The sequence below is a fragment of the Streptomyces sp. NPDC093546 genome (assembly GCF_044765045.1).
In the GTDB taxonomy this organism is placed as follows: Bacteria; Actinomycetota; Actinomycetes; order Streptomycetales; family Streptomycetaceae; genus Streptomyces.
In genome coordinates this window covers 319,548-334,530 of the sequence record NZ_JBIWJG010000005.1, presented here as the reverse complement: position 1 = coordinate 334,530, position 14,983 = coordinate 319,548, and the positions used below count along the sequence as shown (strand labels likewise).

8 protein-coding genes and 1 pseudogene are annotated in these 14,983 nt (G+C 72.8%); 2 read left to right on the top strand and 7 right to left on the bottom strand.

Going from position 1 to position 14,983, the window contains the following annotated elements:
* The first annotated feature begins 27 nt into the window (after nt 1–27).
* Together ACIRNI_RS14090 and ACIRNI_RS14085 are read left to right on the top strand one after the other, a co-directional pair.
* The gene (locus ACIRNI_RS14090; RefSeq protein ID WP_355355997.1) at nt 28–1,362 is read left to right on the top strand and encodes a glycosyltransferase; all 1,335 of its coding nucleotides are present in this window, start codon (nt 28–30) and stop codon (nt 1,360–1,362) included.
* Nucleotides 1,359–3,608 (top strand): glycosyltransferase, encoded by a 2,250-nt coding sequence (locus ACIRNI_RS14085; RefSeq protein WP_403551341.1) that lies wholly within the window; start codon nt 1,359–1,361, stop codon nt 3,606–3,608. Before ACIRNI_RS14090 ends, ACIRNI_RS14085 begins: the two co-directional genes overlap by 4 nt.
* 147 nt (nt 3,609–3,755) lie before the next feature.
* Here ACIRNI_RS14085 and ACIRNI_RS14080 read toward each other — a convergent pair whose 3' ends face one another.
* The 7 genes and pseudogenes from ACIRNI_RS14080 to ACIRNI_RS14050 form a co-directional block, all read right to left on the bottom strand.
* On the bottom strand, nt 3,756–5,039 hold the full coding sequence (locus ACIRNI_RS14080; RefSeq protein WP_355368334.1) for a nucleotide sugar dehydrogenase: 1,284 nt from the start codon (nt 5,037–5,039) through the stop codon (nt 3,756–3,758).
* The gene (locus tag ACIRNI_RS14075) at nt 5,036–6,667 is read right to left on the bottom strand and encodes a glycosyltransferase family 2 protein (RefSeq protein ID WP_403551339.1); all 1,632 of its coding nucleotides are present in this window, start codon (nt 6,665–6,667) and stop codon (nt 5,036–5,038) included. The genes ACIRNI_RS14080 and ACIRNI_RS14075 overlap by 4 nt, the downstream gene beginning before the upstream one ends.
* Nucleotides 6,664–7,677 (bottom strand): Gfo/Idh/MocA family protein, encoded by a 1,014-nt coding sequence (locus ACIRNI_RS14070; protein ID WP_403551337.1) that lies wholly within the window; start codon nt 7,675–7,677, stop codon nt 6,664–6,666. The genes ACIRNI_RS14075 and ACIRNI_RS14070 overlap by 4 nt, the downstream gene beginning before the upstream one ends.
* A complete protein-coding gene (locus ACIRNI_RS14065) occupies nt 7,674–8,801 on the bottom strand; it encodes a DegT/DnrJ/EryC1/StrS family aminotransferase (RefSeq protein WP_403551335.1) in 1,128 nt (375 codons plus the stop codon). The genes ACIRNI_RS14070 and ACIRNI_RS14065 overlap by 4 nt, the downstream gene beginning before the upstream one ends.
* A 399-nt stretch (nt 8,802–9,200) precedes the next feature.
* Entirely contained in the window at nt 9,201–13,352 is a 4,152-nt protein-coding gene (locus tag ACIRNI_RS14060) for a ribonuclease E/G (protein ID WP_403551334.1), read from the bottom strand.
* Between the two features lie 185 nt (nt 13,353–13,537).
* Nucleotides 13,538–14,323, bottom strand: coding sequence for a TIGR03936 family radical SAM-associated protein (locus ACIRNI_RS14055; RefSeq protein WP_403551332.1), 786 nt, complete (start codon nt 14,321–14,323; stop codon nt 13,538–13,540).
* 125 nt (nt 14,324–14,448) lie between these two features.
* Nucleotides 14,449–14,983 (bottom strand): annotated as a pseudogene (locus ACIRNI_RS14050) (hypothetical protein); the annotation flags it as partial.

Genomic DNA, 14,983 nt, shown 5'->3' with positions numbered 1-14,983 from the left:
CCTTGAGGGAAGGGTTCCACCACTGTCATGCCGCTCGGATCAAGCGGACGCCGGCCACGCGTTCTGTACCTCGCGTATTTCTTTCCGCCCAGCCGTGCAAGTGGTGTCTTCAGAGGCCGCGCCACTGCGAACCACTTCGCCGAAGCCGGCTGGGACGTAACCGTCTGCACGGCCCCGCGCGAGTTCTTCGAGACGTACCTGCAGAACGCCTGCGACCCCTCCCTCGAGGACACCGTCGACCCGCGCGTCCGGGTCGTCCGCCCGCCCATGGCGTACTACGCGTGGGAGAAGGACGTCCGGCAGTTCGGCCGCCTGCGCCGCAACTTCCCGACCCTCGCCGCGAGCTTCTACAAGCTCTTCCAGACCAAGGTCCTTCCCGAGCACTACCTCTCCTGGATCCCGGGTGTCCTCACCCACGCGGTGAAGGCGCACTTCAAGGAGAAGTTCGACCTCATCATCGCCACCGGGAACCCCTTCGCCTCCTTCGTGGCGGCGCACATGCTCAGCAAGCTGCTGAAGATCCCGTACGCGGTGGACTACCGCGACGCGTGGACCTTCAACCAGTTCACCGAGCAGCTGAAGTTCAAGGAGGACAGCAAGGCCTTCGAGTGGGAGGCGAAGGTCCTGCGTGACGCCTCCGAGGCCGTCTTCGTCAACGACGGCATGCGGCAGTGGCACATCGAGCGCTACCCGTACGCCGCCGACCGCATGACCGTGGTCCCCAACGGCTGGGAGCCGGAGCTGCTCGGCGAGTCCGAGTACGTCCCGCCCGCCCCGGACCGGCCGCTGCGCTTCGGCTACCTCGGCACCGTCACCTCGTACCTCCCGCTCGACGAGCTCTTCGACGGCTGGCGCATCGCGCGCAGCCACCCGCTGCTCCGGGACGCCGAGCTGAACATCCACGGCCACCTGGGCTTCTTCCCCGCCGACGTGGCGACGCTGACGAAGCGGCTGCCGCTGGAGGAGAACATCGGCGTGCGCTACCACGGCGCCTTCGGCAAGACCGAGGCCAAGGCCGTGTACGCGCAGACCGACGCGCTGGTCTTCTGCGTGCCGGGCGCGCGGTACGTCACCTCCGGCAAGGTCTTCGAGTACATGGCCTCCGGCAAGCCGATCGTCTCCGTGCACCAGCCGGACATCGCCGCCACCGAGGTCCTCGACGGCTACCCGCTCTGGTTCGCCGGCGGTGAGCTCAACGCGGAGCAGGTCGCGAAGTCCTTCATCGCGGCCGCCGAGGCCGCCCGCGCCGTCGACCGAACGCAGCACGAGCTCGCCGTCGAGCACGCCCACAAGTACACCCGTGCGGCGACGCTCGGCCCCTGGGAACAGCGGATGCGCAAGCTGGTGGAGGAGCACCGATGAGCACCCACGTCCTCTATCTCGCGCTCGGGGAGTCCCGGGTCCGCGGCACCCGCGTCCACGTCGAGAAGCTGGCCGCCGCCGGACGCGAGGTCGTCCTGGTGGTCTCCGGCCACGCGGCGTGGGACGACCTGCCCGAGATCCCCGGCGTACGGGTCCTGCGGGCCGAGCTCAACAAGAAGGGCTCCGCCTGGCGGGCCGCCCGCAAGCTGGTCCTCGCCAAGGACGGCCCGCTGAAGAACGCCGACCTCCTCGTCGCGGGCGACGCGCAGGCGCTCCCGGTCGCGTGGACGGCCCTGCGCCGGCGCCCCGGCCTGGAGTTCCGGCTGGAGCCGTACGAGGGCACACAGCGGGTCACCGAGCCCGCCGACCTCGCGGTGCTCACGCCCTGGTACCCCTCCCCGAACAACCCGTTCGCCGGATCGTTCGTGCAGGCCGCCGCCGAGGCCGTCGCCCACCGCTACGACCGGATCTCGATCCTGCACACGGAGGACTGGCCCGGCAGCGCCGACCCGCTCCTCCAGGACGCGATCAAGGCCACCGCCGAGCGCTTCCTCGACCGGCGCGAGCTGATCCCGGTGCTGGACACGCCCGAGGGCGTCGTCACGCGCGTGCCGGTGCCCATCAGCGTCCGCCGCAACTACGCGGTGTGGGTCGCCCGGCAGGAGGAGGCCCTGCGCAAGGCGCTGCCCACCGGCCGGATCGAGGCGCCCGTGGTCCACGCGCACACCGGCATCTACGGCGGTGTCCTGGCCATGCACCTGGCCCGGCCCGACGCGCGCATCGTGGTGACCGAGCACTCCTCCTTCCTGGAGAAGATCTTCCGGCAGCCCGCCGGACGCAAGCTGTACGACGAGGTGCTGCACCGCGCCGACGAGTTCCTGTGCGTCAGCAAGCACCTGCGCGACCAGATCGTGGCCGAGTTCCCGCACCACGACGGCAAGATCCGCATCGTGCCGAACGTGATCGACTTCGAGCGGTTCACCGCGGAGGCCAAGCCCTCCGAGAAGCTGCTCAACTGGCTCTACGTCGGCCGGCTGCTCCCCGCGAAGGGCGTCGTCCCGCTGCTGGAGGCCTTCGCGCTCGTCGCCGAGAAGGAGCCCGAGGCCACGCTCACGATGGTCGGCGCCGGTTCCCTCACCGAGCAGCTGCTGGCCCGCGCGGAGGAGCTCGGCCTGGGCGACCGCTTCACGATCCTGCCGCCCGTGCAGCCCGAGGAGGTCAACGGCCTCATGCACCGGTACGACCTCCTGGTGCACGCCAGCCGCGCCGAGACCTTCGGCATGACCGTCGTCGAGGCCAACGCCGCGGGCCTGCCCGTGCTCGTCACCCGCAGCCGCGGCCCCGAGGAGACCCTCGCCGGCATAGAGGAGCTGGCCGGCGGGCTCATGGACGTCAGCGACGACCCCCAGGTCATCGTCGACGCCTACTGGGAGCTGCGCGAGCGCTTCGACCAGCTGGACCTGGACCGGGCCCGCGAGGTGCTGGTCTCCCGGTACAGCCGCGAGGTCGTCGGCCGCAGGCTCATCGAGGTGTACGAGGACCGGGCGCCGGCCATCGAGCCGGACCCGGAGCCCGAGGACGCGGTCGACGCCGAGGCCGCCGAGGCCGCGGCGGCGGCCCCTGCCGCACCGGCCGCTCAGGCCGCGGACGGCGCTCTGACTCCCGGACGGGCCCTCCTCCTCGCCTACACCCCCGCCCGGCCCCGCCGCGTCGCCGACTTCGCGAACTACCTGGCCGCCCGGGGCATCGAGGTCCACCTGGTCACGGCCAGGGAGGGCGCCTGGGCCCGTACGCAGCTGGACGAGCGGGTGCGGGTGCACAACATCGAGAAGGCCGAGCAGCGGCTGCTCATCCCGCGCGGTGAGCGGTTCGTCGTCTATCGCGCCCCGCGCGCGGTCCTGCGGCGCGTGGACCGGCTGGCCGGCAAGCAGCGGGACAAGGTGGCGCCCGAGCTCGCGGTGAAGGCGACCTGGCGCGCCCACAGCAAGCTGGCGAGCGGCTTCCACAAGAAGGTGTTCCACCGCGGCTACCGGGTGGTGCGCCCGCGCATCTACGCGAAGATCGCCGAGCGGGAGGTCCTGCCCCAGCTGCGGCTGGAGCCGACGGACGTGGTGTTCGCCTGCGACACCAACGCGGCGCCCACGGCGTGGCGCATCGCGCAGGCGTATCCGGAGCTGCGCGTGACCAACGAAATGGACCGCGCCAAGTTCGAGCACCTGCCGGTGGTGGACACCAGCGCGTCCTGATCCACGCCGCGTGACACGACGGCCGGTTCCCCACCGCGAGGTGGGGAACCGGCCGTCGTGCGTACGCCGGTGTGCCGGGACGGGAAAGCGGCGAGGCCCCGCCGCGGTACGCGACAGGGCCTCGCCGGTGGAGAGCTCGCCAGAGCGTCAGCCGCCGATGACGACGCGGCGCACGCCCTTCCAGGCGGCCGGGTCGGTGGTGCGGCGGCCGTCGACCAGCACGGTGACGTCCGGCAGGTCCGCCGGGGTCAGGGTGCGGTACTCGGCGTGGTCGGCCTGGAGGATCGCGGCGGTGACCTTCTCGCCCCGGTGGGCGGTCAGGCCGTGCGCCTCGAGCTCCTCGGCGGTGTACATCGGGTCGGAGACGAACGGCACCGCGCCGCGCGCCTTGAGAGCCTCGACGGTCGGGAAGACGCCGGAGAAGGCGGTCTCCTTCACGCCACCGCGGTACGCGGCGCCCAGCACCAGCACGTTGACGCCCGTCAGGTCGCCGTACGCGGCGGCCAGCAGGTCGACGGCGTACTCGGGCATCGCGGCGTTGGCCTCGCGGGCCGAGCGCACGACGGTCGCCTCCGGGTCGTTCCACAGGTACATCCGCGGGTAGATCGGGATGCAGTGGCCGCCGACGGCGATGCCCGGCTGGTGGATGTGGCTGTAGGGCTGGGAGTTGCAGGCCTCGATGACCTTCTTGACGTCGATGCCGTTCTTGTCGGCGAAGCGGGCGAACTGGTTCGCCAGGCCGATGTTGACGTCGCGGTAGGTCGTCTCCGCCAGCTTGGCGAGCTCGGACGCCTCGGCGGTGCCCAGGTCCCACACGCCGTTGGCCTGCGGCAGGTCCTTGCGCTCGTCGAAGTCGAGGACCTGCTCGTAGAACTCCACGCCCCGCCGGGTGGACGCCTCGTCGATGCCGCCGACGAGCTTGGGGTAGCGGCGCAGGTCGGCGAAGACGCGGCCGGTGAGGACGCGCTCCGGGGAGAAGACCAGGTGGAAGTCCTCGCCCGCCTTCAGGCCGGAGCCCTCCTCCAGCATCGGCGCCCAGCGGGTGCGGGTGGTGCCGACCGGCAGGGTCGTCTCGTACGAGACGAGGGTGCCGGGCTTGAGGCCCTTGGCGATCGCCTTCGTCGCGGAGTCCATCCAGCCGAAGTCCGGGGTGCCCTCGGCGTCCACGAACAGCGGGACGACGACCACGACGGCGTCGGACTGGGCGACGGCGGCGGTGGTGTCGGTCGTCGCGGACAGCAGGCCGGCGCCGACGGTCTCCTTGAGGAGGCGGTCCAGGTCGTGCTCGCCGGGGAAGGGCTCGGTGCCGGCGTTGACCAGCTCGACGACCTTCTCGTTGACGTCCGCGCCGATGACCTTGTGGCCCTTGGCGGCGAACTGCACGGCGAGCGGCAGGCCGATCTTGCCGAGCGCGACTACACAGATATTCATCGGGTCAGTTTCCTCTTCACACGGGACATCGTTTGGCGCAGTCGCTTGCCCACGCCGGGCGAGGGCTCCCAGAGCGGAGCCGTGGTGATCACGAGCCGCCCCTTGGGGTTGGCGTTGGCGGAGACACGGTACGGCACCCGCTCCCGCCAGCGCCGGGCCAGCGGCAGCGGCAGGCCGCGGACCGGGACCGGGATCTCGTACACGGAGCCCGCCACCTCCACGTAGACGCGGATGCCGAGCTTGGCCCGGTGGGCCTCCAGGGGGAGCCGGACGCGCAGCACCGTGCCGGTGCCGTCGGCCGTCTCCTCGCGGGTCTGCTCGCCGGGCGGGGCGGGCGGCAGGTCGGTGCCGGCGGGCAGCCGGCGGCCGCCGGGCTTGTCCGCGCTCTTGGGCATGGCCTTGGCGGCCGCCCGCACGGTGGCCGAGTCCGTCTCGCCGGTGACGGGGATCCGCACCGCGAGCCGGACGGCCATCCGGTCCGCGTCCTGGTCCCACTCGGCGCCCAGCAGGGCCGTACCCTCCGCCAGTTGACGGGGTACGGCTTCGGCGACGACCTCGAAGAGCCGGTCGGGCAGGCCGAGGCGGGCGTCCCGGAAGCCGGGGTAGCGGGCGAAGGCGCGGCCGTTCTCCAGCAGGAACGGCGGGGCGCCCTGCTCGGTCTCGTCCGCGATGGCGCGCACCAGCTCGTCGACCGCGCCGCGCTGGGCGAGTCCGATGCGTACGCGCCGCTTCACGTCGAGCTTGTCGCGGATGGTGTCGGTGAAGTAGAGGTCCGCGAGGCGGGCGATGCCCGCGCACACCTGGGCTTGCGTCTCCCGGTCCAGGCGGGGGAAGTCCTCCTGGATGAGCTTGGCGAGCTCCCAGGTGAAGTGGCGCTCGAAGACCGCGTCCCGCTTCGGACCGGCCTCGATCAGCTCCGCCGCGCGCCGCATGATCTCGCTGACGCAGTGCAGGCGCGCGAGGTGGTCGGCCCGGTACGTGATGTTCGACGCGTCGCCGCGCTTGACCGCGTAGTAGCAGGTGTAGTCGGCGACGACCGAGATCTTGGCGGCCCGGACGCACGCCTCGATGGTGAACGGCTGGTCGGAGCCGACCGGCATGTCCTCGGGGAAGCGCAGCTTGTACTTCTCCACCAGTTCGCGCCGGAACAGCTTGGTGTTGGCCAGCGTGAACGGCAGCGCCGAGTCGTACAGGCTCACGTCCGGGTCGCTCTTCTTGTAGAGCGCCTGGTGGACGTAGCGGCCGTTGGTGCCGACCATCTTGCCGACCACGATGTCCGAGCCGTGCTTGTCGGCGCAGGAGACCATCCGCTCCAGCGCTTCCTCGCCGAGGTAGTCGTCGGAGCCGATGAAGTACACGAACCGGCCGGTGGCCACCTCCAGCGCCCGGTTGCTGGGCGCGGCGGGGCCGCCGGAGTTCTCCTGATGGATCACCTTGACAGTGTTCGGGTACTTTTCCGCGAAGCGGTCCAGTTCCCGGCCGCTGTCGTCGGTCGAGCCGTCGTCGACGGCCACGACCTCGAGCCGGTCCAGACCGATGCTCTGCCCGACGAGCGAGTTCAGACACTCGGTCAGGTACGGCATCGTGTTGTAGACGGCTACCACGACGGTGACATCGGGCGTGGTCAACTCGCTGAGTCCTCCGGGGAGAGCCGCACGGTGGCACCGCTGTTGGCGGACTCGAGGACCGCGGCGGCCACCTCCACCGTACGCAGACCCTGACGCAGCGTGCAGATGTCCTGCGACTCGCCGAGCACCGCGTCGCGGAAGAGCTCGTGCTCGACGAGGAGCGGCTCGCGCTTCGGGATGGCGTAGCGGATCATGTCGCCCTCGGCGACACCGCGGAACGCGCGCAGCGCCTCCCACTCGGTCGCCACCGCGGCGTTCGAGTAGAAGGTGAGGTCGGCGGTGAGGGTGTCGGCGATGAAGCAGCCGCGCTCACCGGTGACGGAGGTGAACCGCTCCTTGAGCGGGCTCAGCCAGTTCACCAGGTGGTTGACCATCGTGCCGTCGGACAGCTGGCCGACGGCCGAGACCATGTCCTCGTGCGGGCGGCCGGACTTCGACACCGTGTGGGCGGCGATGGAGGTGTACTCCTGGCCCGTCACCCAGCCGGTGAGGTCGATGTCGTGCGTCGCGAGGTCCTTGACCACGCCGACGTCCGCGATGCGGTGCGGGAAGGGGCCCTGGCGGCGGGTGACGACCTGGTAGACGTCGCCCAGCTCACCGGCCTCCAGGCGGGTGCGCAGGGACCGCAGCGCGGGGTTGCAGCGCTCGATGTGGCCGACGCCGGCCACCAGGCCGCGCGACTCGAACGCCTCGACGAGGCGGCGGGCGCCCTCGACGGTGTCCGCGACCGGCTTCTCGACCAGCGCGTGCACCCCGGCCTCGGCCAGCTTCAGGCCGACTTCCTCGTGCAGCGCGGTCGGGCAGGCGACGACGGCGTAGTCGATGCCCAGCGAGATCAGTTCCTCGACGGTGGACAGGACGGGCGCGCCCTGGGCCCAGCCGTTCTTGTCGCCCATCGGGTCGACGACTCCGACGAGGGTCACGCCGTCGAGCCCGGCCAGTACGCGGGCGTGGTGGCGTCCCATCGAGCCGAGGCCGATCAGGCCGGCCCGCAGTCCAGCAGCAGTCACAGGTTCTCTCCCAGCGCGTTCACGGCGGTGACGATGCGCTCCAGGTCGTTCTGGGTCAGCGAGGGGTGCACGGGCAGCGAGACGACCTCGGCCGCGGCCTTCTCCGTCTCGGGCAGGTCCCAGGTGCGGCCCGCCTTCTGGTCCGGCTCCCAGTACGGCTTCAGCCGGTGGATCGGGGTGGGGTAGTACACGGCGTTGCCGACGCCCGCCTCGGTGAGCTTCGCCATCGCGGCGTCGCGGGCGCCTTCGCCGCCCGTCACGCGGATCGTGTACTGGTGGTAGATGTGGCGCGCGCCCTCGGCGACGACCGGCGTGACGACGTTCGGGGCGGTGATGTGCTCCGAGAGGTACGCGGCGTTGGCGATGCGCTGCTCGGTCCAGCCGTTCAGCTTGCCGAGCTGGACGCGGCCGATGGCGGCGTTCACGTCGGTCATCCGCATGTTGGCGCCGACGATCTCGTTGGCGTACCGCTGCTCCATGCCCTGGTTGCGCAGCAGGCGCAGGGTGCGGGCGATCTCGGCGTCCGCGGTGGAGACCATGCCGCCCTCGAGGGAGTGCATGTTCTTCGTCGGGTAGAAGCTGAAGGTGCCGCCGGTGCCGAAGGCGCCGACCGGGGTGCCGTTCAGGGCCGCGGCGTGGGCCTGGCAGGCGTCCTCGACGACCGCGAGCTTGTGCTTGTCGGCGATGGCCATGATCTTGTCCATGGCGGCCGGGTTGCCGTAGATGTGCACCGGCATGATCGCGGCGGTACGCGGGGTGATGGCGGCCTCGACGGCGGCGGGGTCCAGGTTGAAGCTGTCCCGCTCGATGTCCGCGAAGACGACGTCGGCGCCGACCAGGCGGACGGCGTTCGCCGAGGCGGCGAACGAGAAGGACGGGACGATCACCTCGTCACCGGGGCCGATGTTCATGGCCATCAGCAGAAGGTGCAGCGCCGAGGTGCCGGAGTTGACGGCGACGCAGTGGCGGCCGTCGACGAGCTCCGAGAACTCCTCCTCGAAGGCCGCGACCTCCGGGCCCTGCACGACGCGGCCGGTGCGCAGTACGCGTACGGCGGCTTCGATCTCTTCTTCACCGATGACCGGGCGGGCAGCGGGGATGGGCTGCTCGTTGATGCTCGGCATGGACGTCCTCCTATGAACACCGCAAGAGCTCTTTTGGCAGAGGTCTGGGGGTGAGCGGACGTCTCGCGAGGCCGCGCGTACCCCTCCGGCGCGATGCCGACGCCCTACCGAGGATTGCTGGGACCGGTCTGTCCCGGAACCGGGTCGGTCACCGCCGTAGTCTCCGGGCGGGGCCCGCCCACGGCAGCGACCGGCGTCACATTATCAGGAATTTCCTCGCCAATTTCGGGCCCGTTAACGACCGGAGGCATCGATTGCGAAACAAAATCCCGGTCCCGCCCCGGGGAATCCCGGGGCGGGACGCGGAACGTTCCACCGTGCCTTGCGAAGTGTTCAACCGTCAGCCGGGGGATGTTCCCCCGGCCGATGGCTGAATCCCGTCGGCCCGGTGGCCTGCCGTCAGTCCTCCGTGACAGCCGTCACGGAAGGGGCCGGGGCCTGCTCGGCGGCGGCCGTCTTCTTGGCCGTCGCCTTCTTGGCGGTGGCCTTCGTGGCGGCCTTCTTGGCGGTCGTCTTCTTCGCCGTGGTCTTCTTGGCGGCCGCCGTCTTCTTGGTGGCCGCCTTCTTGGCCGTGGCCTTCTTGGCGGTCTTGCGAGCGGCCGCCTTCTTGGCCGGGGCCTCGGACTCCGACGCGGCCTCGGGCTCCGCCTGGGCCGGGGCCTGGGGCTCGGGCTCGGGCTGAGCCTCCGGCTCGGCCGGGGCGCTCTTCACCACGACGATCGCGGCCTGGGCCGCCTCCGGGGATCCGGCGGGAGCGGTGACCTTGCGGACCACGCGGCGCCGGGCACGCGGCGGAGCGGCCACCGGGGCCTCCTCGGCGACCGGCTCGGCAGCGACGGGCTCGGCGACCGGCTCGGCCTGCACCGGCTGCTCCGGGGCGGACTGCTCCGGCTCCGGCCGGCGCGGGGCCTCCGACGCGACCGGGGCCGGGGCCTCGGCGGGCGCCGGGGCCGTCGCCTTACGGGTAGCGCGGCGGCGCGTACGGCCCTTGGGGGCCGCCTCGGCCACCTCCGGGGCCGGGGCCTCCGCCGGGGCGGCGACGGCCGGAACCGCCTCCACCTCGATGGTCTCCGGGGCCACCTCGGCCAGCGCCGGCTGCGGCGTCGGCTCCTGGGCGGTACGCGGGGCGCCGGCCGGAGCCGTCGCCTTGCGCGTCGCCCGGCGGCGGCCACGGCCACGGCCCGCGGCGGCCTCGGCCTCCGCGACACTGGAGTACAGCTCCTCGTCGGGGCGGAAGGGCTCCTCGACGGCCACCGGGGCGGCGACCTCCGCGGCCAGCTCGGCCTCGGTCTCGACCTCCGGCTCCGCCTCGTCCTCCGGGGTCTCGACGGCCGGGGCCTCGATCGCCTCGGCGGCCTCGGCGGCGCGGGCGCGCTTCTTGGCCCGCTTGCCGCCGTTGCCGCCGCCACCCACGGTGGTCGGCTGCTCCATGTGGACGATGACGCCACGGCCGTTGCAGTGGACGCAGGTCTCGGAGAAGGACTCCAGCAGGCCCTGGCCCACCCGCTTGCGGGTCATCTGGACCAGGCCCAGCGAGGTGACCTCGGCGACCTGGTGCTTCGTACGGTCCCGGCCCAGGCACTCCAGCAGGCGCCGCAGCACCAGGTCCCGGTTGGACTCCAGCACCATGTCGATGAAGTCGATGACCACGATGCCGCCCAGGTCGCGCAGGCGCAGCTGGCGCACGATCTCCTCGGCCGCCTCCAGGTTGTTCCTGGTGACGGTCTCCTCGAGGTTGCCGCCCTGGCCGGTGAACTTGCCGGTGTTGACGTCGATCACGACCATGGCTTCGGTCTTGTCGATCACCAGCGAGCCGCCGGAGGGCAGCCAGACCTTGCGGTCGAGCGCCTTCATCAGCTGCTCGTCGATCCGGTACGTCGCGAAGACGTCGACCTCCGACGTCCAGCGCTGCAGCCGGTCGGCGAGGTCCGGCGCCACGTGGGACACGTAACCGTGGATGGTCTCCCACGCCTCGTCACCGCTGATGATGACCTTGGAGAAGTCCTCGTTGAAAATGTCGCGGACGACCCGGACGGTCATGTCCGGCTCACCGTAGAGAAGGGTCGGGGCGTTGCCGCTCTTCGCCTTCTTCTGGATGTCCTCCCACTGCGCCTGGAGCCGCTCGACATCGCGGCGCAGCTCGTCCTCGCTCGCGCCCTCGGCGGCGGTGCGCACGATGACGCCCGCGTCCTCGGGGACGATCTTCTTGAGGATGGTCTTCAGCCGGGCGCGCTCGGTGTCGGGCAGCTTGCGGCTGATGCCGGTCATCGAGCCCTCGGGCACGTACACCAGGTAGCGGCCGGGCAGCGAGACCTGGCTGGTGAGGCGGGCGCCCTTGTGGCCGATCGGGTCCTTCGTCACCTGGACGAGGACGGACTGGCCGGACTTGAGCGCGGTCTCGATGCGGCGCGGCCCGTTGGCCATGCCGAGCGCCTCGAAGTTCACCTCACCGGCGTACAGGACGGCGTTGCGGCCCTTGCCGATGTCGACGAAGGCGGCCTCCATGGACGGCAGGACGTTCTGGACCTTGCCCAGGTAGACGTTGCCGACGTAGCTGGTGGCCTGCTCCTTGTTGACGTAGTGCTCCACGAGCACGTTGTCCTCGAGGACGCCGATCTGGGTGCGCTCGCCGCTCTGGCGGACGACCATCACGCGCTCGACGGCCTCGCGGCGGGCGAGGAACTCGGCCTCGGTGATGATCGGGACGCGGCGGCGGCCCTGCTCGCGGCCCTCGCGGCGGCGCTGCTTCTTCGCCTCCAGGCGGGTCGAGCCCTTGATGGACTGCACCTCGTCGGACGGCTCGGCCTTCTCGCGGGCCGGGCGCGGCTCGCGGACCTTGACGACCGTACGGACGCCGTCCTCCTCGGGCGCCTCGGCCTCGGCGGGCGCCTCACCGGTGCGGCGGCGGCGGCGACGGCGGCGGCGGGAGCTGCTGGTGCCGGCGGCGGAGGGGGTGCCGGCCTCGTGGTCGTCGCCCTCCTCGGCCTCGCCCTCGTGCTCGGCGGCCTCGTCCTCCTCGTCCTCAGCCTCGTGCTCGGCGGCCTCGGCGTCGGTCTCCTCGGCCTCGTCGGCGTCCTCGCGGGCCTCGTCCGCATCGGTCATCTCGCCACGGCGGCGACGGCGGCCACCACGGCGGCGGCGACGGGACGGGCGGTCCTCGTACTCCTCACCCTCCTCGGCGGCCGCGGCCTCCGGCTCGGGCTCCTCGGCCTCTTCGGCCGCCTCCGGCTCGGGGGCCGCGGCGACGGGCTCGACCGGCTCGCCCCGGCGGCGGCGACGGCGGCGTCCACCGGTCTCCACCGGCTCGGCGGCCTCGGCGACCGGCGCGGGGGCGGCCTGCGCGGTCTGCGTGACCTCGGGGGCCTCGTCCTCCTCCGGCTCCGCGGCGCGGGCGGCGGCAGCGGCGGCCGCGGTCTCCGGCGTCTGGAACATCGGCTCGGTGAAGACCGGGGCCTGGAAGACGGGCACGGCGGGCCGCGTGGCACGGCGGCGCTCCGTCTTGTGCGCCGGGTCGGTGGTGAACTGCGGCGCGGCGGCGCGGCGGCGGGTACGGCCGCGGGAGGCGGCCCGCTCCGCGGCGGCGACCTCGTCCTCGTCGGCGGCGATCTGCGCGACGGTGCCGGCGGGCAGGCTCTCGCCCTCCTCGGCGACGGACTCCTCGGCCTGCGGCTGCGCCTTGGCCTGCGGCGGCCCGGCGGGCGCGGTGGCCTTGCGGGTGGCACGACGACGCGTACGAGCAGGCGCGGGCGCCTCCTCCACGGCAGGCGCCTCCGCGACGACCTCGGCGACGGCCTCGGCAGCGGGCTCCTGAACCGGCTCCTCCACCTCGACGGCCTTCGGCGGGCCCGCGGGCGCGGTCGCCTTGCGCGTGGCACGACGACGCGTACGAGCAGGCGCGGGCGCCTCCTCCACGGCAGGCGCCTCCGCGACAGCCTCGGCAGCGGGCTCCTGAACCGGCTCCTGAGCGGGCTCCTCCACCTCCACGGCCTTCGGCGGCCCGGCGGGCGCGGTCGCCTTGCGGGTGGCGCGGCGGCGCGTGGGAGCGGGTGCCTGCTCTTCGGCGGCAGCCTCGACCTCAGGGGCGCCGGCGGGCGCCGTGGCCTTGCGCGTGGCACGACGACGCGCGGGGGCAGGTGCCTGCTCCTCGGCGGCAACCTCGACCTCGGGCGCACCGGCGGGCGCGGTCGCCTTGCGCGTGGCGCGACGACGCGTGGGAGCGGCGGGCTGCTCCTCGGCGGCGGCCGGGGCCTCGGGAGCGCCGGCGGGCGCCGTGGCCTTGCGCGTGGCACGACGACGCGCCGGAGCGGGTGCCTCGGCGGCGGCCGGGGCCTCGGCGGGCTCCTGCGGCTGCGGCGCGGCGGCGGGCGCGGCCGGCGTGTCCTGCACCACGACCTCGGCGGCCTCCGGCGGGGCCGTGGCGCCACTCGGCGGGCCCGCCGGGCGCGACGCGGCACGGCGCCGACGGCGCGGGGGCAGCGTGTCGCTCGGAGAGTTGTTCTCTTCGCTGTTGTTGTTACCGGCGGTCACGCCGGTGTCGTTCGGCTCGAGCATGCGGGCGGTTCTCCCGTCACGCTCCCGGGCGCCGCGTCGGGCGCGGGCGCCGCACGGGAGCTGTTATGTCTGGCTCGCCGGTTCCGTACGCGGTTTGCGCACGGCCTGGCGAAAGTCTGTTGTGTGTCCACGCGGCCCGACCCAGGTGGCTCCCGAGTACCAGGGCCGCGCTGCAACGACCGCCCCTACGCGGAACCTGAACCTTCGGGCGCCGCCGTCGCGGAAGCGAGTCCGGCGGCCTTGGGTGGGGCGGCCGTGACTGCCTCGCGGTCGGGCGCGAGCGGGTCGGTCACCGTGCCGGACTCCTCGTCGAAGAGCCCCTGCGCCAGCCTGGTCACCGCTGCGGGGACCGGCGGCGCCAGGTCGGCCACAGCTCGGAGACCGGACAGGACGTCGTCGGGTCGTACGGCAGGTGTCACGTGCCGAACAACCAGCCGCAGTATCGCACAGGGGCCCTCTCCGGGCCTATCGCCCGGCGCCGGAGCCGCCTGGAGATCCGCCACGGCGCTCCGGGCGTCGAAGCTGCGCATGCCGTTCTTGGTCTTGCGCTGCACCTCGACGGCGTCGGCGGCGAGGAAGGCGGTGACGGCGCGCTCGGCGTCCGCCACCTCCACCCCGTCGAGCCGCAGCTCCCACACGGAGGCGGTGAGCCGGTCGGCGAGTCCGGACGTACGGGCCTCGACGGCGTCGATGATGTCGAGCCCGTCCGGCAGCGACTCGTCGAGCAGCTCCCGCAGCGTGGCGGGGTCACGCGGCTCGGTGAGCGCGATCTCCAGGTACTCGGCCTCGGAGCCCGTACCCGTGGGGGCGGCGTTGGCGTACGACACCTTGGGGTGCGGGGTGAAGCCCGCCGAGTACGCCATGGGCACCTCGGCGCGGCGCAGCGCACGCTCGAACGCGCGCTGGAAGTCGCGGTGGCTGGTGAACCGGAGGCGGCCGCGCTTGGTGTAGCGCAGGCGAATGCGCTGCACTGCCGGTGCGGGCGGCGGGCCTTCGGGCTGTCGCTTGCCCAGTGGTTCTTCTCCTCGGTGCGGGGCGGGCGCGGGTGGCGCGCCGCCCACGAAAATTCGGGCGGCTCCCAGGGGTCCCGCCCGGCTCACCCCCGCTTTCGCAGGGAGATCTCGGGTGCGGGCGCCGCGCCAGGAGCGGTCGTTGTACTACCCAGAGTACGCGCCGGGACGGGAGAAGGTTCCAGGGGCTGCCGCGCGGGGGCCCCGCCGACGAGCGCGCGCCAGGCGTCGCGGCGGGCCCTGCGTACCGCCTCACCTGCGGAGACGAGCGCGGCCTTCGCGGCGCGCCCCGCCTCGGCGGCCGCCTTGCGGGCCGGACGCCAGACGTGGTCGCGGACGGCGTGCCCGACGGGCACGCACACGGTGCGGTAGAACCAGGCGGCCGGACGGCCCAGCAGGTTCCAGGCCAGCCACTTCAGCGCGCGCCCGACCGCCCGCGACACGTACCCGGCGACACGCCACGCGACCTCGGCCACCGCGACGATCTCGCGGCCGACGGCGACGAGGCCGCGCCCGACCGGGCGGAGCACCCAGCGGTACACGAAGACGGCGGGCACCACGACCAGCGCCCTGACCACCGCCTTGGCGAGCCACAGCGCGCCGTGGCCCAGCGGCGTGAGG